At 56.3% G+C, this 17,882-nt stretch carries 12 protein-coding genes and 1 tRNA gene; 7 read left to right on the plus strand and 6 right to left on the minus strand.

All coding sequences use genetic code 11. The features are described 5' to 3' along the window. Positions 1–10: 10 nt before the first annotated feature. The 3 genes from ACR0LZ_RS16690 to ACR0LZ_RS16700 all read right to left on the minus strand — a co-directional run bounded on the left by ACR0LZ_RS16690 (position 11) and on the right by ACR0LZ_RS16700 (position 3,393). Positions 11–85, minus strand: a tRNA-Asn gene (locus ACR0LZ_RS16690). 90 nt (positions 86–175) lie between these two features. Further along, positions 176–928 (minus strand): porin family protein, encoded by a 753-nt coding sequence (locus ACR0LZ_RS16695; RefSeq protein WP_480750964.1) that lies wholly within the window; start codon positions 926–928, stop codon positions 176–178. Positions 929–1,341: 413 nt separating this feature from the next. After that, positions 1,342–3,393: an ASKHA domain-containing protein gene (locus tag ACR0LZ_RS16700; RefSeq protein WP_480750965.1), complete on the minus strand. Its 2,052-nt coding sequence runs from the start codon at positions 3,391–3,393 to the stop codon at positions 1,342–1,344. Positions 3,394–3,642: 249 nt separating this feature from the next. On the opposite strand from ACR0LZ_RS16700, the gene guaB reads away from it, so the two are divergent. From guaB to ACR0LZ_RS16715, 3 genes are all read left to right on the plus strand, one after another. After that, the gene (guaB, locus tag ACR0LZ_RS16705) at positions 3,643–5,091 is read left to right on the plus strand and encodes an IMP dehydrogenase (protein WP_480750966.1); all 1,449 of its coding nucleotides are present in this window, start codon (positions 3,643–3,645) and stop codon (positions 5,089–5,091) included. A gap of 105 nt (positions 5,092–5,196) precedes the next feature. Next, the gene (locus tag ACR0LZ_RS16710) at positions 5,197–6,369 is read left to right on the plus strand and encodes an RsmB/NOP family class I SAM-dependent RNA methyltransferase (RefSeq protein ID WP_480750967.1); all 1,173 of its coding nucleotides are present in this window, start codon (positions 5,197–5,199) and stop codon (positions 6,367–6,369) included. Positions 6,370–6,480: 111 nt separating this feature from the next. Beyond that, positions 6,481–8,760: an ATP-binding protein gene (locus ACR0LZ_RS16715; protein WP_480751005.1), complete on the plus strand. Its 2,280-nt coding sequence runs from the start codon at positions 6,481–6,483 to the stop codon at positions 8,758–8,760. A gap of 21 nt (positions 8,761–8,781) precedes the next feature. Here the strand turns inward: ACR0LZ_RS16715 and ACR0LZ_RS16720 are convergent, their stop codons facing one another. After that, positions 8,782–9,216 carry a gamma-glutamyl kinase gene (locus ACR0LZ_RS16720; protein WP_480750968.1) on the minus strand — a complete coding sequence of 145 codons (435 nt, stop codon included), beginning with the start codon at positions 9,214–9,216 and terminating at the stop codon, positions 8,782–8,784. 352 nt (positions 9,217–9,568) lie between these two features. Between ACR0LZ_RS16720 and recA the strand changes: the two genes are divergently transcribed. From recA to ACR0LZ_RS16740, 4 genes are all read left to right on the plus strand, one after another. Then, positions 9,569–10,636, plus strand: coding sequence for a recombinase RecA (recA, locus tag ACR0LZ_RS16725; protein ID WP_480750969.1), 1,068 nt, complete (start codon positions 9,569–9,571; stop codon positions 10,634–10,636). A 179-nt stretch (positions 10,637–10,815) separates the two neighbouring features. Continuing rightward, positions 10,816–13,488, plus strand: coding sequence for an alanine--tRNA ligase (gene alaS / locus ACR0LZ_RS16730; protein WP_480750970.1), 2,673 nt, complete (start codon positions 10,816–10,818; stop codon positions 13,486–13,488). A 1-nt stretch (position 13,489) separates the two neighbouring features. Further along, positions 13,490–13,777, plus strand: coding sequence for a DUF1330 domain-containing protein (locus tag ACR0LZ_RS16735; RefSeq protein WP_480750971.1), 288 nt, complete (start codon positions 13,490–13,492; stop codon positions 13,775–13,777). A gap of 319 nt (positions 13,778–14,096) precedes the next feature. Further along, complete coding sequence (locus ACR0LZ_RS16740; protein WP_480750972.1) at positions 14,097–14,651, plus strand: transglutaminase-like cysteine peptidase; 555 nt, start codon at positions 14,097–14,099, stop codon at positions 14,649–14,651. A gap of 66 nt (positions 14,652–14,717) precedes the next feature. Here ACR0LZ_RS16740 and ACR0LZ_RS16745 read toward each other — a convergent pair whose 3' ends face one another. Together ACR0LZ_RS16745 and typA are read right to left on the minus strand one after the other, a co-directional pair. Next, the gene (locus ACR0LZ_RS16745) at positions 14,718–15,407 is read right to left on the minus strand and encodes a hypothetical protein (protein WP_480750974.1); all 690 of its coding nucleotides are present in this window, start codon (positions 15,405–15,407) and stop codon (positions 14,718–14,720) included. Positions 15,408–16,001: 594 nt separating this feature from the next. Then, the gene (gene typA / locus ACR0LZ_RS16750; protein WP_480750976.1) at positions 16,002–17,819 is read right to left on the minus strand and encodes a translational GTPase TypA; all 1,818 of its coding nucleotides are present in this window, start codon (positions 17,817–17,819) and stop codon (positions 16,002–16,004) included. Between the last annotated feature and the right edge of the window lie 63 nt (positions 17,820–17,882).

Consider the following 17,882-nt stretch of genomic DNA (forward strand, 5'->3'; position numbering starts at 1 on the left):
TATTGATTATTGGCTCCGGCGGTAGGGATCGAACCTACGACCAATTGATTAACAGTCAACTGCTCTACCGCTGAGCTACGCCGGAACGGTGCGCGCCGTATAGCAACACCGGTTTTCGGCGTCCAGAGGGTTCGACGCATTTTTTATGGTTTTCGGCCGTGACGAAATTCAGGTTTCAGAACAGAATGGTTGCACCGAAAATCGGCCCGGATTGGTCAAAGGTATAGTCTGCGCCGTTGATCTCGTGATCTACTTCGATATGGCGGTAACCGCCTCTGAGCAGCCATCGATCGTTGAGGGCATAGTCTGCTGTCAGTAAAACCTGCCAGGTTTCGCTGCCGCTGCGGAATCCGCCATAATCAAGAAACGCGGTGCCCGACCATCTGTCGGAAAACTGAACCCGGGCGCGCATGGCGATCAAAGGATCGAACCAGTCTTCGTCGACGGTATTTGTTCGGTCCGGAAGTGCGCCCTGAGTCAGAGTGAAGACGGTATCAGTGCTGTACCATCTAAATCCCGCACCGGCATCGAGTGAGACGTTGCTATCCTCGTAGACCCGATAGGCGGCATAGGCGTTGAAGAACTGGGTTTTGACGGAAGTGTTGAGTTCTCCGAACGCCCCTCCGGGAGTTGCCGTACCGAAGGAGATGTCGGTTAGCATGTAGTCAGCAAGAAGACTCCAACGCCCGTTGGATGCGCCGAATGCGCCCATGAATGCAAAATCCAAGTTATCCAGCGCGTCGCTGAACGACAGGGTGGCGTCCACTGTTCCGAAAGCCGTTTCGGTGGAGGTGTTGGTTTCGGGTGTGAACAGATAGATCGAGGCCGAATAGCTCCAATCCCGGTCCTGGGCATATGACGGGCCGGAGACGATAATCGCAAGCGAAGCTGCCAGAAGGATCAAGTTTACAATGCCGAAGCGGATCATTTTCAGTCCTTTAGAATGGGGCCGGTTTGTGTCGGTTCATGGCGAGTGAAATCACACCAAAGTCACAAGGCAGTTTCAGCTGACGTTAGCACAAAAATCACATTCAAATACGTTTATTTTGTAGTGACCCACGGCCCAACACAAATCTCGGCTTTTGTTCGATAGGCAACGCGGGTGATGGGGATCAACGTAGCTGTATTCCGATCTGGAAAGGTTTTGGGACCCATGGGGTCCGTCAAATGGCCTCGAAGGTTAAAGACGCCAGCAAATTGAAAACCCCGGACAAAAGACTGCAAATTTGGTGCATCGCTGCCTTGGCCGCGCAAGTCCCGCCATTGCCTCAACCAGCTTCTCCTTATGTCTGCAAAGAGAAGTTGACCAACGGAATGGCAAGGACTTGACCAAGGCCGGGGCTAGCCCCGGCGCCGACGGCGCCGCCCGCTCGATGCATCGGCATCACTGTTCGAATGGGTGTTGAACGACGGTGCGGGCAAAGTCACAACTTGGCTGAGTTCCGGGAACCGATCGGTCTTGTGCGGGATTGCGTTTGCAGCGACGAAATGTTCCTGAAATTTCGGCTCGATCGCTGTTTCAACCTTGGTGATCTCCCGCACGACGCGTTCAATCTCGGCCCTTGAAGAGATATTGCACAACGCAATGCGAGCACCCGTGCCTGCGGCGTTGCCTGCACTTGTTACTTTTTCCAGCGGCGCGTCGGGGATCATTCCCAAAACCATGGCGTGTTTGGTCGAGATATGCGCGCCAAAAGCACCCGCCAGGACGACACGGTCAACCTTGTCGACATTCATTTCATCCATCAGCAGGCGCGCGCCCGCATAGAGGGCCGACTTGGCAAGCTGGATAGCCCGAATATCGCCCTGCGTCACGGTTATGCGCGGACCACCCTCGGGGCTGGCGTCGTGGATCAGATAGGCATGCGTCCGGCCTTCGGGAACGCAGCGGGTGGTACCGGTCTGTACGGCCGACCCGATCAGGCCGCTTTCGTCCAGCAGGCCGGCCATGCGCATTTCGGCCACTGCCTCGATGATGCCCGAACCGCAAATGCCGGTGATGCCGGTCGTGGCGATTTCGGCATCAAATCCTTCCTCGTCCGACCATTTGTCAGAGCCGATAACGCGGAAGCGCGGCTCTTTCGTTTCGGCGTTGATCTCGATCCGTTCGATGGCGCCGGGAGCAGCGCGTTGACCGGAGCTGATCTGCGCGCCCTCAAAGGCAGGGCCGGTGGGTGAAGAGCAGGCCAGCACCCGGGACTTGTTGCCAAGCAAAATTTCCGCGTTGGTTCCCACATCGACGATCAGAACCAGGTCGTCGGACTTGCCGGGTTCTTCGGAGAGGGCCACCGCCGCGCAATCCGCCCCAACATGACCAGCGATACAGGGCAGCACATAGACCTGCGCACGTGGATTCATGGCGGTCAGATCCATCTCGCGGGCTGGCAGGGAGAGGCTTTCGGATGTCGCCAGCGCGAAGGGAGCCTGGCCAAGCTCGACCGGGTCGATGCCTAGCAGCAGATGGTGCATCACCGGGTTGCAGACGAAAACCGTTTCCAGGATCAATTCGGGCGAAATGCCGGCGTCTTCGGCGATGGCTTTGGTAATATCATTGATCGCGTCACGTACGGCAGTTGTCATTTCCCTGTCGCCGCCGGGGTTCATCATCGAATAGCTGACCCGGCTCATCAGGTCTTCGCCAAAACGGATCTGCGGGTTCATGAGCCCGGATGACGCTTTGACCTCGCCATTTCGAAGATCGGTCAAGTGGGCGGCAATCGTCGTTGAACCAAGGTCAATTGCAAGCCCATAGATACGTTCTTCGGAGTATCCGGGCCAGATTTCCAGAATTTGGTGAGCGGTGTCACGGTGTCCCTTGTGCAGCGCAACAGTGGCTTTCCAGCCTCCTTTGCGCAGGGCCGGTTGCAGCTTGGACAAGAGCGAAAGATCGGCGGTAACCTTGTCTACGCCCCACTGCGCCTTGAGTGCGCGTTCCAGTCGTTCCAGATCGCCGGTGGGCTCGTGCATATCTGGCTCATCAACCTCTACGAAATAGAGATGGGTCGCCGGGTCCATGACGATGGCGCGTGCGGTGGCTGCCTTGCGTACCACCTGGCGATGTACCTGGCTTTCTGGAGGAACATCGATCACGACGTTTCCCTGAACGGTGGCCTGGCACCCCAATCGGCGTCCGGACTTAAGACCGCGTTTGTCATCATAGCGCTGTTCGACCGCGTTCCAATCGCTGAGCGCGCCTTCTTTGACCGTCACGCCATGCTTGGGAAATTCGCCATAAGACGGTGTGATCTGACATTTGGAGCAGATACCGCGCCCGCCACAGACAGAGTCGAGATCCACACCAAGCTGTCGGGCAGCCGTCAGGATCGGGGTTCCGACCGGGAAGTGGCCGCGTTTGCCAGATGGGGTGAAGACAACAAGTGGATCGCTGGTCATGACTGGCCTGCCTCTGGAATTCATACGTTTGACGCGCAACATATGGGTTTGCACGAAAAGAGAAAGGCGCCGAACGGCAGGTTTCGGGCGTGTTGCGTCGTTTTCGCACCTTACCGTCAAAAATGATGCGCGTAGGACTCGCCATTAACTTTACCCCAATTTCCGCGGATCTGTGAGCTGGGGCTTTCCCTTGCCCGGAAACCATGCAATAGGGTCACCGCCAAACGGGGTTTTGCATGGGGTTAGCAAATGCAGATTCGTGAGGCTCTCACCTTTGACGACGTTCTTCTGGTTCCGGCGGCTTCTTCCGTGCTGCCATCCACCGCCAATACGGCAACGCGCGTGACACGCGAGATCAGCATGAACATTCCGCTGCTCAGTTCCGCCATGGACACGGTGACCGAATCGCGAATGGCGATTGCCATGGCCCAGGCGGGCGGCATTGGCGTGATTCACAAGAATCTGGGCGTCGAGGAACAGGCGCGCGAAGTAAGACGGGTCAAGCGGTTCGAATCGGGCATCGTATACAACCCGGTCACGCTTCGGCCGGATCAGACATTGGCAGATGCCAAGGCCTTGGTGCAGCGTTACAATTTCACGGGTTTTCCGGTGGTTGACGAAAAAGGCCGCGTAGTTGGCATTGTCACCAACCGGGACATGCGTTTTGCCACGTCCGATGACACGCCAATTCGGGTGATGATGACCTCGGACAACCTGGCGATGCTGCGCGAGCCGGCGGATCTGGAAGAAGCCAAGAGTCTGATGAAGGCGCGGCGGATCGAGAAATTGCTGGTCGTGGACGGCAATGGCAAACTCACGGGTCTTTTGACCCTGAAAGACACGGAACAAGCGGTTCTGAACCCTACCGCCTGCAAGGACCGTCTGGGGCGGCTTCGGGTTGCTGCAGCCTCGTCTGTAGGAGACACGGGATTCGAGCGATCCGAAGCGCTGGTCGACTCGGGCGTCGACATTATCGTGGTGGACACCGCGCATGGCCATTCGGCGGGCGTGATCGATGCGGTCAAACGCGCCAAGACCTTGTCGAACGAAGTTCAGATCATTGCCGGGAACGTTGCGACGGCGGATGCGGTGAAAGCGCTGATTGATGCGGGCGCCGATGCTGTCAAGGTTGGCATCGGGCCGGGATCCATCTGCACCACGCGTATGGTGGCCGGTGTGGGCGTTCCGCAGCTGACGGCCATCATGGATTGTGCCGAAGCAGCCGGAGACGTGCCTGTCATCGCTGATGGTGGGATCAAGTTTTCCGGGGATTTTGCCAAGGCCATTGCGGCCGGTGCATCCTGTGCCATGGTCGGATCGATGATCGCGGGCACTGACGAAAGCCCCGGCGAGGTGATCCTGTATCAGGGCCGATCGTTCAAATCCTATCGCGGTATGGGAAGCTTGGGCGCCATGGCGCGCGGTTCGGCCGACCGGTATTTCCAAAAGGACGCAGCTAGCGACAAACTGGTACCTGAAGGGATCGAGGGTCAAGTGCCCTACAAAGGATCGGCGAGCGCGGTCATTCACCAACTTGTAGGCGGGTTGCGGGCCGCCATGGGGTACACGGGCTGCGCCAATGTCGAGGAAATGCGCAGCAATTGCCAGTTCGTCAAGATCACCGGTGCGGGCCTCAAGGAAAGCCATGTTCACGACGTGCAGATCACCCGCGAGAGCCCGAACTATCGTATAGGTTAATCGTTTGGCGGGACTTGGCCTTGCGGCAGCCCTGCCATGTTCGGCTTTTGAAGGTGGACCAGTTGAGGCAATGCGTATCAACGCGAAAACAAACCGGACTTTGTTATGACACCTGCCGCCCGTATTCAGGCCTCCATCGAAATTCTTGACGAGATTCTGGCCGGAACACCGGCCGAGAAGTCTCTGACAGGATGGGCGCGGCGCAGTCGGTTTGCAGGATCGAAGGACCGGGCAGCGATCCGCGACCATGTTTTCGACGCACTGCGCTGCAAAAGATCCTTTGCAGCGTTAGGAGGGGCTGAGACAGGGCGTGGACTTATGATCGGCCTGATCCGGGCCGCCAGTGAAGACCCGACAGACCTTTTTACTGGCGCGCGGCATGCTCCACTGCCTGTCGGTGAAAATGAAACCGGGTGTACACCTGCCTCGGGTGGCGAGGAAAACGACCTGCCCGACTGGTTGTGGTCGCGGTTTCAGGACAGTCTGGGTGACGAAGCACAGGCCGCTGCACAGGCGCTGCGCCATCGCGCGCCGGTTCATCTGCGAGTGAATCGCCTAAAGTCCGATTTGCCACAAGCGGTCGAAGTACTGGCCAGGGACGGGATCGAAGCTCGTTCGCATTCCGCGTGCGACACCGCGCTGGAAATTGTCTCGGGTGCACGGCTAGTCGCAAAAAGCCGCGCTTTTCTGGATGGCCTGGTCGAGCTTCAGGATGCCGCCAGCCAAGCGGTTGTGGCGTCTCTTCCTCTGCGCCCAGGACTGAAGGTGCTGGATTATTGCGCCGGGGGGGGCGGCAAGTCGCTTGCCCTAGCTGCGTCTCGCGGCGTTTCGGTATTCGCCCATGATATCTCACCAGTCCGAATGAGCGATATCCCCGCGCGCGCGCAACGCGCTGGCGTTGATATCACCTTGCTGGATGGCGTGAGTGTCGCCGCCAATTCACCTTATGATATCGTTCTGGTTGATGCTCCGTGCTCGGGCAGCGGATCGTGGCGTCGTGCACCCGCCGGGAAATGGGCCTTGACACCAGAACGACTGACCGAACTGTGTTCTATTCAACAAAGCATCCTGTCGAAGGCTTCGGTGCTTGTTTCAAATGGTGGACAGCTGGCCTATGCAACCTGCTCCATGTTGCGTGAAGAAAATCAAGAGGCGGTGGGCGCCTTGGTCAGGCAAAACCCACAGTGGTCCAGAGTGTTCGAAAAACTATGGTTGGTTTCCGAGGGCACTGATGGGTTCTACACTGCGCACTTGACGCAGAATAGCGCCTCCAGATAACAACTACAGGCGGAGTAACGCATTAAGTTGGGATTAACCCCGGTTGCGCGTAATACCCGGACCAATGACATCAAACGGAGTGTCTCAGTGTCTGCAACCGCCAATCCGGCAATGCCGGTCCGTCACCGGAGTGTCACGAAACCATGGCGTCGTATGGCGTTGTTCGCCTGTATCGTCGTTGTGCTTGTTTCGGCTTTGGCTGGCGACATGACTGATGGCGTAACTCGAGGTTTGTATGCTGTGGGCCTGTCGCTGTCTGCGGTTTTGGTTCTGTCTACCATTCGAGAGTGGAGCCTTGATCGTCGCGCAAAGCTGGTTGACGAACTCGTTTCCTCCTATCTGCGCAGCGATACGTCTCCTGGCATTATCACAGATTCCCGAGGATGCGTGCGTTTCGCGAATGCCGCTGCAAAGGCAAGTTTCAATGTTGACGATCATGGTAGTCTCGATGTTTTGCTGCGAAGTTTTTTTCCGTCTCCGGCGGCCGTTCTGTTGCGGCTGCAATCTGTTGCGCAAAGGAAGGGAGTGGCACAAGATGAGCTCGTAACCGGTCGCGGAATTATCAAAATATCGGCCCAGCTTCTTGGAAAAGACACGTATTTGTGGAGGTTGACCAGTGTTCCGGGGGGCGACAGTTATAACGGCGATGATGTTGAGGGTCTGCCGATGGTAACGGTAGGGAGATCAAACAGGATCCAGTTTGCAAATGAACCCGCACACAATCTATTTGGATTCGCACCCGGCAATCTGAAGCAAGTTATTGCCGAGCAAGACATCCGACCCGGGTCCATTGTCAAAGTTCAAAGCAAAACTGGAATGGTACCGGTGGCCATCGCTGAAATTCGCAAAACAGTTGGCAGCAGAAAAATCGCACTCTGCCCGTTAGGACCTGAAGTGTTCATGGCTCCGGCGCCATCATTCAATGATCTGCCCGTTCCGCTGATGCGTCTTTCAGCCCAGGGAGAAGTGCTTGAGACGAACCCACTTGCCGATGAATTGCTTGGTTGCACGCCCCAAGACGGGACCACTGTTGAGCAGATCATGCATGGGCTTGGTCGCCCGATCAGGGACTGGCTGCGCGAAACAATCGAGGGATCGGTCAAACCTCGGTCAGAATTCTTGCGCCTGAGTCGACCGGACAGGGAAACGTTTGTGCAAGTCACGCTTAGCAAGGTGGTTCGCTTCGGTGAAACAAGCTTGATTGCGGTTCTCAACGATGCAACTGAACTCAAGACACTTGAGGCGCAGTTTGTTCAAAGCCAGAAAATGCAGGCGGTCGGGCAATTGGCCGGCGGGGTCGCGCATGACTTCAATAACTTGCTGACTGCGATTTCGGGGCATTGCGACCTTCTGCTTCTGCGCCACGATCAGGGCGATCCCGACTATGGCGACCTTATTCAGATCAACCAGAACGCCAATAGGGCCGCTGCTCTGATCGGCCAATTGCTGGCGTTTTCGCGAAAGCAGACCTTGCGGCCCGAGACGCTGGACATGCGCGATACACTGTCCGATTTGATCCATTTGCTGAATCGGCTTGTCGGCGAAAAGATCACGCTGACCCTCAGTCATGACCCGGTTCTGAAGCCCGTTCGTGCGGACAAACGCCAGTTGGAACAGGTCTTGATGAATCTGGTGGTGAATGCGCGCGATGCCATGCCGAAAGGTGGGGAGATCCGGATTGAAACCGAAGTTGTCGCGTTCGATCAACCATTGAAACGCGACAGGGCAGAGATGCCGATTGGTGAATACGTATCCGTCAAGGTTATAGATGAAGGCGTCGGGATAACCGCGGACAAGCTGCCAAAAGTATTCGAGCCGTTTTATACCACAAAGCGAACTGGCGAAGGTACTGGCCTGGGCCTTTCAACGGTATATGGGATCGTCAAGCAAACTGGCGGTTTCATATTTGTTGACAGCGTTGAGGGCAGGGGATCCGAGTTTACTTTGTATCTGCCGGTTTGGCATGAGGTTGAAGTTATTGAACCTAGAGTGTCGGATTCCAACACCGTTCCCATTCCAAAACATGGGGAAGGCGTGGTTTTGCTGGTGGAGGACGAAGCGTCGGTCCGCGCTTTTGCGTCACGCGCACTAAGAATGAGAGGTTATACCGTACTTGAAGCGGAAACGGGTGAAGAGGCGCTTGCCGTGTTGGCAGAGGGCGAAGTCCTCGTGGACATCATCGTCACGGATGTGGTGATGCCCGGGATGGACGGTCCGACCTGGGTAAAAAAAGCATTGAAAAACCGGCCGGATGTCAGGGTCATCTTTGTTTCGGGATATGCTGAAGGTGCATTTGGCGAAACAGAGCCGGAGTTTGCACATTCCGTGTTCCTGCCAAAACCGTTCTCGTTAAATCAGTTGACTGAAACGGTTTTTCAGCAGCTGAACTAGGTTTTGTGGCGACAAGGTTTGTCAAAGTGCCGATTGGTAAAGGTCGAAATCATCTGCGTACCTGTGGCGTAGTTGCCGTTCAGTCTCTTCGGTAAGAACCAATGGCATTGGAGGGGACGCGTTCTCGCGCGGCAACTCCAACCTGATCTTAAGCCGGTTCTCCAGAAACTCGATAATCTGGCTCTGGTGATCGTATTTGAACACATGAGAAACATTGACGCCACCCGCCCGGGGAGTGAGGAATTTGGCCTGGCTGCCAACTTGGGCGAAGGCCGGCTGATCATTACTTCTCAGGTAGCCGCGGACGAAACTGTCGAAATCGATTCCACTGGTCGAGGTGGGTTTGCCGTCTAGAAATGGGCGGCGGCGGTATCGGTACCAGCTTCCCAGCCAGTCGACCGGCTCGCGAACGACCGCCATGACTTCAAGGTCGACGTCGAAAAGCTTCGCAAACATGCTGTTAAAAAAACGATCATACCTGCGAAGGGGGGCGTGCTTCAACTCGGGAGGTCCCGAAACGACGATATCCGCGTGATCCTTCAAAGCCGCGTGGTATGCTGTGGTCCCCGTTTTCGGAACCGACAAAAGGACAAGGCGTTCTTTATAGAAAACAATCATTTATCTTGCGTTCTTATTTTGGATTTCACAGTCAGAGTGCCGTAAAGGGTTCTTTAATACAATTGGATAAAGCTTCAATTAAGAGATTTGAGTTGAAATGTTCTCTTTTTGGTCCCATAAGGAACAAGAGGCGAACAAAGCAGCGATTGCCGCCCGCTCAAGGGTGTGACAAAAGGAAAGCGACAGGACAATGGCGGATCTTCTGACGATGAGCAGCAAGCAAAACGCGGACAAGCAAAAAGCGCTGGACAGCGCCCTGGCCCAGATCGAGCGTCAATTCGGTAAAGGATCGATTATGAAACTGGGCGGCGACAATGCGTTGCCGGAAATCGAGGCCAGCTCAACCGGCTCTCTGGGTCTGGATATTGCGCTTGGTATTGGTGGCCTGCCGATGGGCCGTATCGTGGAAATCTACGGCCCGGAAAGCTCGGGCAAGACAACTCTCACGCTGCACTGCATTGCCGAACAACAAAAGCGGGGAGGGGTGTGCGCCTTCGTGGATGCTGAACACGCGCTTGATCCGCAATATGCCCGCAAATTGGGCGTTGATCTGGATGAGTTACTGATTTCGCAACCCGACACAGGTGAACAAGCGCTGGAAATAACCGATACATTGGTGCGCTCGGGCGCGGTCAACATGGTTGTTGTCGACTCGGTTGCGGCCCTGACGCCGAAATCTGAACTGGAAGGCGACATGGGTGACAGCAGCGTGGGCGTTCAGGCCCGGTTGATGAGCCAAGCCATGCGCAAGTTGACAGCGTCAATCAGTCGGTCGAATTGCATGGTGATCTTCATCAACCAAATCCGGATGAAGATCGGCGTTATGTTCGGCAGCCCGGAGACCACGACAGGTGGTAACGCCCTGAAATTCTACAGCTCGGTGCGCCTGGACATTCGCCGTATTGGTGCCATCAAGGACCGGGATGAAGTTGTCGGCAACCAGACCCGGGTGAAAGTCGTCAAGAACAAGGTTGCGCCGCCCTTCAAGCAGGTTGAATTCGACATCATGTATGGCGAAGGCATTTCGAAGATGGGCGAATTGCTGGATCTGGGCGTCAAGGCCGGGGTGGTTGAGAAATCCGGGTCGTGGTTCAGCTATGGCGACGAACGGATCGGCCAGGGGCGGGAGAATGCCAAAACCTATCTGCGTGAGAATACCCGCGTTGCTCTGGAGATCGAGGACAAGATTCGTGCGGCCCACGGCCTGGAGTTCGACATGGCCTCCGATGGGGACGAGGACGATATTCTCGAAGCGTGACGATAGCCTGCGAAACAGCAAGAGTATCACTTTCGCGTCGGTCTGGATAAAGTGAAACATGGCAAGGCGATCCGATCGGGTCGCCTTGTTTCGTTTGCCGCATCCTTGCGCTGTGGACTATCGTTCGGGACGTCGCTAAACCATCACAGAACCAAACAAATGCGCGTCGAGAGAGCCACATGCCCACGCTGAACGAGATCCGCTCAACCTTTCTGAACTACTTCGCCAAACAGGGACACGAAGTCGTGGCATCAAGCCCGTTGGTTCCGCGAAACGATCCGACCCTGATGTTTGTCAATTCGGGCATGGTACAGTTCAAGAACCTGTTCACCGGCGTCGAATCCCGAGACTACAAGCGCGCCACGACAGCACAAAAATGTGTACGGGCCGGGGGCAAGCACAATGACCTCGACAACGTAGGGTATACTGCACGGCACCACACGTTTTTCGAGATGCTGGGCAACTTTTCCTTTGGTGACTATTTCAAGGCCGAGGCAATTCCTTTTGCCTGGGACCTGATCACCAAGGATTTCGGTATCGATAAAAACCGGTTGTTGACTACGGTCTATCACACCGATGATGAAGCTTTTGAAATCTGGAAAAAAGTCGGTGTTTCCGAGGATCGGATCATTCGCATCGCGACCTCTGACAACTTCTGGCAGATGGGACCGACCGGCCCCTGCGGTCCGTGCACCGAGATATTTTATGACCACGGCGATCATATCTGGGGTGGCCCGCCGGGCAGCGCCGACGAAGACGGGGACCGCTTCATCGAGATCTGGAACATCGTGTTCATGCAAAATGAGCAGTTCGAGGACGGCTCGATGCGCGAACTCGACATGCAGTCCATTGATACTGGAATGGGGCTGGAACGGATTGGGGCACTGCTGCAAGGCAGCCACGACAATTATGACACCGACCTGTTCAAAACCCTCATCGAAGCCTCCGCACATGCCACCAATGTCGACCCCTATGGGGATCAGAACGTGCACCATCGGGTTATCGCGGATCACTTGCGTTCCACCTCTTTCCTGATTGCCGATGGCGTGATGCCCTCAAACGACGGTCGGGGGTATGTGCTGCGCCGTATCATGCGCCGGGCCATGCGCCATGCGCATCTATTAGGGGCGAAGGATCCGGTCATGCACCGCCTGGTACCGACGCTGGTCCAATTGATGGGTGCGCAATACGGTGAACTTGGTCGCGCGCAGGCCTTGATCGAAGAGACTCTGCTTTTGGAAGAGACGCGGTTCAAGCAGACGCTTGATCGCGGCTTGAAACTGCTGGACGATGAGTTGGCTAGTTTAGCGGCGGATCAGCCGTTGCCCGGACAGGCGGCATTCAAACTGTATGATACTTATGGCTTTCCGCTCGACCTGACGCAGGATGCGTTGCGTGAAAAAGGCCGTGCGGTGGATACCGAAGGCTTTGACGCAGCCATGGCAGAGCAGAAGGCCAAGGCGCGCGCGGCCTGGGCCGGTTCGGGTGAATCTGCGGATAATGCAGTGTGGTTCGACGTTCTGGATTCTGTCGGAGCCACGGATTTCCTTGGGTATGAGACTGAAATTGCTGAAGGCCAAATCATGGCCTTGGTCGTGGATGGTGCGCTGGTCGGAAAGATCAACGCAGGCGAGTCCGGTTGGATCATTGTCAACCAAACGCCCTTTTATGGCGAGGCCGGGGGGCAGATTGGGGACACCGGTATCATTCGCAAGATCGATGACCGAATTCAGGCTGCGACAGTCAAGGACACAAGGAAATTCGCCGATGCGAAGGTCTATGCACATCTTGTGACGGTCGACGGGGGCATGATGGCAAAAGGCGATGCTGTGGAACTGGAAGTTGACCATGCTCGCCGCACGGCAATACGCGCCAACCACTCGGCCACGCACCTGCTGCATGAAGCGCTTCGGGAAACACTTGGCGATCATGTGGCACAACGAGGCTCTTTGAATGCGGATGACCGTCTGCGGTTCGATTTCAGCCATTCCAAGGCGTTGACCGATGCAGAGTTGACCAAGGTCGCTGCCGAGGTGAACAGCTTTATCCGGCAAAACACCAAGGTCGAAACCCGTATTATGACACCTGACGATGCCCGCGGGATCGGAGCCCAGGCATTGTTCGGCGAAAAATATGGTGACGAGGTTCGCGTGGTGTCGATGGGACGAGCGGAAACCGGCAAAGGCCAGGACGGGCAGACTTATTCCATCGAGCTTTGTGGCGGCACGCATGTCAAACAAACTGGCGATATTGGCACATTCGTGCTGCTTGGTGATAGTGCATCATCGGCGGGCGTGCGGCGAATCGAGGCTCTGACCGGAGCGGTCGCTTTTGAGCATCTGACCCGGGAGGCCACCACGCTTGCCGAAGTGTCGGGAATGTTGAAAACGCAGTCGGCGGAAGTTGCCGATCGGGTCAAGTCCCTGATGGATGAACGCAAGGCGCTACAGAACGAGGTTGCCCAATTGCGCCGGGAACTGGCTATGGCCGGTGGCGCAGGTCAGGGCGGTGGTCAGGAGGCGCGCATTGTCAACGGCATCCGTTTCGTTTCACAAGTTCTGTCTGGTGTGTCAGGCAAGGACCTGCCGTCATTGATAGACGAGCATAAACAGCGGATTGAGACCGGTGCCGTGTTGCTGATCGCAGATGCCGGTGACAAGGCGGCGGTGGCTGCCGGGGTGACCAATGATCTAATCGGTAAAGTGTCAGCGGTGGATCTGGTGCGCGCGGCGGTTGCTGAACTGGGCGGCAAGGGTGGCGGCGGTCGTCCGGACATGGCGCAGGGTGGCGGCAAGGACACCACAAACGCGGATGCGGCCATAAAGGCAGCTGAACAGGTAATTGGAGGATAGGATGGGAGCTCTCTGGATTGCGCATGTCACGGTGACAGACACCGAAGCCTACGGCAAATACGCGGAACTTGCGGGTCCTGCGATCGCCAAGCATGGTGGCAAGTTCATTGCCCGCGGCAGCCGATATGTACAACTGGAAGGAAAGGAAAGACCACGGAATGTTGTGGCGACCTTTCCGTCGCTTGAGGCTGCTGTGGAGTGTTACAACTCGACAGAGTACCAACAGGCGTTGAGCCACGCGCGGGATGCATCCGAGCGTGAGTTGCTGGTTGTCGAGACGACCGAGTAACAAAGGAAACAATCAATTTTCCTGAGAAAAGCCCGGCCGTACGCCGGGTTTTTTTGTTTTCGGACTAGGACCGGCGGGTTTCTGCCTGTCCAGAAATCACCCCATATCAGCCACATTCCGTTTCGGATTTCCGCCTTTTTTCGGGTTCAGCACTAGGGGCAGTCGTATCGACACTGTCCAAGGGCGCCACATGCATTGCTAAAACCCTTGGATAGAGCTGTTGCGACTACACCGTTCTGACTTAATCCGAGGTGTCGCCATGCTGCCATGTGGTCGAAAACCCATCATCTTTTCGTTCCGCCGCCTTCAGCAGACCGCAATGGGAGCTCTTCTTACGGTTGTTGGTATCACCACTGGGACTGGTGCCATCGCCTTGGAGAATACCTATCTCAACGTATCCGTTTCGTTTCCCGCTCCGTCGGGAGCAAAAGACTTGTGTGAAACCTACTCGTGGGCCTGCGCGACCGTCGCAAATGCAACTGTGCCGAACGGGCAAGAGTTGAGACTTGTAAGTGACGTAAACAGCCGCGTTAATCGAACGACGCGCACGATTGAAGACCAGACACAGTATCGCAAGGCTGAAGAATGGGCTCTTCCGACGTCCAGGGGAGGCGATTGTGAGGACTTTGCCCTTTTGAAAAAGCATGAACTAATCCGATTGGGTCTTGATCCAAGGAAGCTTCTTCTTGCAACGGTGCTGGACACGCGCCGAAATTCACACGCTGTGCTGGTTTATCGGTCAGTGAGCGGGGATTTGGTATTGGATAACCTGACGAACCGGATCAAACCCTGGCGCCAAACTGGATATGTGTTCCTGCGAATGCAGGACCCAAGGCAACCACAGAAATGGGTGGCAATAAACAACAGCGGATAAAAAAGCGCGCCTTGGCGCGCTTTTTCGAGTTCGGTTTGTAATTGGAATATATGAGGCCGGTGGCGATCAGCGTTTCGAGCCACCATTTCCATTGCCGCCGGCATTTCCGTTTCCGTTACCGCCAGCGTTCCCATTTCCGTTGCCGTTGCCACTGCCGTCGCCAGATTCGTCGTCATTGGCTCCGTGACCTTGACCGGGGCTAGACCCTTCGCTGCCATTGCCGCCGCCGTTGTTTCCTTTGCCTCCGCCAGTGTCACCACCGGTATCGCCACCAGTATCACCGCCGGTATCGCCACCAGTGTCACCGCCGGTATCGCCACCAGTATCACCGCCGGTATCGCCACCAGTATCGCCACCAGTATCACCGTCGGTATCGCCACCAGTATCGCCACCAGTATCACCGTCGGTATCGCCACCAGTATCGCCACCAGTATCACCGCCGGTATCGCCACCAGTGTCACCGCCGGTATCGCCACCAGTGTCACCGCCGGTATCGCCACCAGTGTCGCCACCGGTATCGCCACCAGTGTCACCACCAGGGTTACCGCCGGTGTCACCACCGGGATTGCCGCCGGTGTCACCACCGGGATTGCCGCCAGTGTCACCACCGGGGTTGCCGCCGGTGTCACCACCAGGGTTGCCTCCAGTGTCACCACCAGGGTTGCCTCCAGTGTCACCACCGGGGTTTCCGCCCGTGTTTCCGCCAGGTGTGCCGCTGGTATCGCCACCAGATGGGGTGCCTCCGCCTCCGAACATTGATGATCCGTCGCCGTCACCACCTTCAAGGGAATTTCCTACCGACGCTGTTGGGAAGTCGACTAGCACAGCAGCGAAACTTGGGCAGGCGTTAGTGGTACGGGCAAGTATGTCTTCAAAATCAGACCGCTTTTGAAGGTAACGGAGCATCCGCGCCTCGACGACACCACACGAACACAGCGTTTCGGTAGATACCGAGTTCTTCGCGGTATTCAGTGTGCATCGTTCGCCGGCTGCGAAGCTGGTCGAAGCAATCGCTGAAATTGACGATGTCGCCAAGATCAGTGGAATAAGACGTGCCCGTGTTTTCATTTTGTACTCCAATCACTCTGTCCAAAATCAAGTCCCTTCCATCGGGCACATGATCGCCTCAAAGAGGCCAAAACATAATCTAGCTTTCGCCATAAAGTTGCCCCAAAGGCAAGGTTGAAAATTCTTAACGATCGTGTGAGGCTTTCAATTTTTCCAACAAAAATGGGCCCTGCGAGACGCGTAGATCTCGAGGGCCTTTGGTGTGAGTTGTCTTCTAATTGAATGAAATCAGAAGATTTTGAGTGGGTTGTTGATTGAAGTCAGCTTGATTTTTTTCAGCATTCAGGCTGATTTGGCCATCCTTTTTCGTTCATGCGGATCAAGGAAGCGTTTTCTCAGGCGAATGGCATTGGGCGTGACCTCGACCAGCTCGTCGTCGTCGACATAGGCAATGGCTTCTTCGAGCGAAAACTGAATATGGGGCGTCAGTCGTACGGCGTCATCCGAGCCAGACGCCCGGACGTTGGTCAGCTTCTTGCCCTTGAGTGGGTTAACCTCAAGATCGTTGTCGCGGGAATGCTCTCCGATGATCATGCCTTGATAGACATCCGCCTGGGGGCCAAGAAACATGCGTCCGCGTTCTTCGAGGTTCCAAAGTGCATAGGCCACCGCCTGACCATTTTCCATTGAGATCAGAACGCCTGCGCGCCGACCCGGAATCGGACCCTTGTGAGGCGTCCAGCCGTGGAAGACCCTATTTAGAACGCCCGTGCCGCGTGTGTCGGTAAGAAACTCGCCGTGGTATCCGATCAATCCGCGTGATGGGACATGCGCGATGATGCGCGTTTTGCCAACGCCCGCCGGGCGCATCTCGACCAGTTCGCCTTTGCGGGCGCCTGTCACCTTCTCGATCACGGCACCCGAGTATTCGTCATCGACATCAATGGTGACTTCTTCGATCGGTTCCAGTCTCTGGCCATCTTCATGACGAAACAGGACCTGCGGGCGGGAAATGCTGAGTTCGAATCCTTCTCGACGCATGTTTTCGATCAGTACGCCCATCTGCAATTCGCCACGACCGGCTACTTCGAAGGCTTCACCGCCGGGGGTGTCGGAAACTTGAATTGCGACGTTGGATTCAGCCTCTTTCATCAGGCGGTCGCGGATCACACGGGACTGAACCTTCTTGCCGTCCCGTCCCGCCAGCGGAGAGTCGTTAATGCCAAACGTTACCGAGATTGTCGGCGGATCGATGGGCTGGGCCGGAAGTGCCTCGGTCACTTGTGGCGAGACCAGAGAGTCGGCGACGGTCGCCTTGCTCATGCCCGCAATTGTGACAATGTCACCAGCTTCAGCTACATTGATCGGTTGTTGGCTGAGGCCCCGAAAGGCGAGGATCTTGGAGGCACGGAAGTTCTCAATGAGCGTACCATTGCGGCTCAGCGCCTTCAGGGTTTCACCGGCCTTGAGTGTACCGCTTTCGACACGACCCGTCAGAATGCGCCCGATGAAGGGATCGTTGCCCAAAGTGGTTGCCAGCATGCGGAACGGCTCGCCCTTGTGCGCCGCCTGTTTCGGAGAGGGAACGTGGTCGATGATCAGATCGAACAGCTCCGACAAATCCTTGCGCGGCCCGTCCAGTTCCACATCTGCCCAGCCAGATCGGCCAGAGGCATACATGGCCGGAAAATCAAGCTGGTCGTCGTCCGCGCCCAGATTCGCAAACAGATCGAAACATTCGTCAAGCGCGCGGTCAGGTTCGGCATCGGGTTTGTCGACTTTGTTCAGAACGACGATCGGACGCAGGCCGAGCGCAAGCGCCTTGGACGTCACGAACTTGGTCTGCGGCATTGGGCCTTCGGCGGCGTCGACCAACAGTACAACGCCATCGACCATGCTCAGGATACGCTCCACTTCGCCGCCGAAATCGGCGTGGCCAGGGGTGTCAACGATATTGATCCGGGTGCCCTTCCATTCGACCGAGGTCGCCTTGGCGAGGATAGTGATACCGCGCTCGCGCTCCAGATCGTTGCTGTCCATGGCGCGTTCGGCCACGGCCTGATTCTCCCGGAATGCGCCGGATTGTTTGAGCAGCTCGTCGACAAGAGTCGTCTTGCCATGGTCAACGTGAGCAATGATCGCGATATTGCGAAGGTCCATGAGAGGTCAGCCTTTGAACGGAAAGTTGCCGCGCGCATAGCGCGGCAGGACACAAGATACCAG

It is taken from the genome of Ruegeria sp. CI1, assembly GCF_056536925.1.

Excerpts from the sequence above, each read along its gene's own strand:
- ACR0LZ_RS16710 (WP_480750967.1), top strand. The coding sequence starts at position 5,197 with ATGACACCTGCCGCCCGTATTCAGGCCTCCATCGAAATTCTTGACGAG.
- guaB (WP_480750966.1), top strand. The coding sequence starts at position 3,643 with ATGCAGATTCGTGAGGCTCTCACCTTTGACGACGTTCTTCTGGTTCCG.
- ACR0LZ_RS16745 (WP_480750974.1), bottom strand. The coding sequence starts at position 15,407 with ATGTTCGGAGGCGGAGGCACCCCATCTGGTGGCGATACCAGCGGCACA.
- ACR0LZ_RS16695 (WP_480750964.1), bottom strand. The coding sequence starts at position 928 with ATGATCCGCTTCGGCATTGTAAACTTGATCCTTCTGGCAGCTTCGCTT.
- ACR0LZ_RS16720 (WP_480750968.1), bottom strand. The coding sequence starts at position 9,216 with ATGTTTGCGAAGCTTTTCGACGTCGACCTTGAAGTCATGGCGGTCGTT.
- ACR0LZ_RS16700 (WP_480750965.1), bottom strand. The coding sequence starts at position 3,393 with ATGACCAGCGATCCACTTGTTGTCTTCACCCCATCTGGCAAACGCGGC.
- alaS (WP_480750970.1), top strand. The coding sequence starts at position 10,816 with ATGCCCACGCTGAACGAGATCCGCTCAACCTTTCTGAACTACTTCGCC.
- ACR0LZ_RS16735 (WP_480750971.1), top strand. The coding sequence starts at position 13,490 with ATGGGAGCTCTCTGGATTGCGCATGTCACGGTGACAGACACCGAAGCC.
- ACR0LZ_RS16715 (WP_480751005.1), top strand. The coding sequence starts at position 6,481 with ATGCCGGTCCGTCACCGGAGTGTCACGAAACCATGGCGTCGTATGGCG.
- recA (WP_480750969.1), top strand. The coding sequence starts at position 9,569 with ATGGCGGATCTTCTGACGATGAGCAGCAAGCAAAACGCGGACAAGCAA.
- ACR0LZ_RS16740 (WP_480750972.1), top strand. The coding sequence starts at position 14,097 with ATGGGAGCTCTTCTTACGGTTGTTGGTATCACCACTGGGACTGGTGCC.
- typA (WP_480750976.1), bottom strand. The coding sequence starts at position 17,819 with ATGGACCTTCGCAATATCGCGATCATTGCTCACGTTGACCATGGCAAG.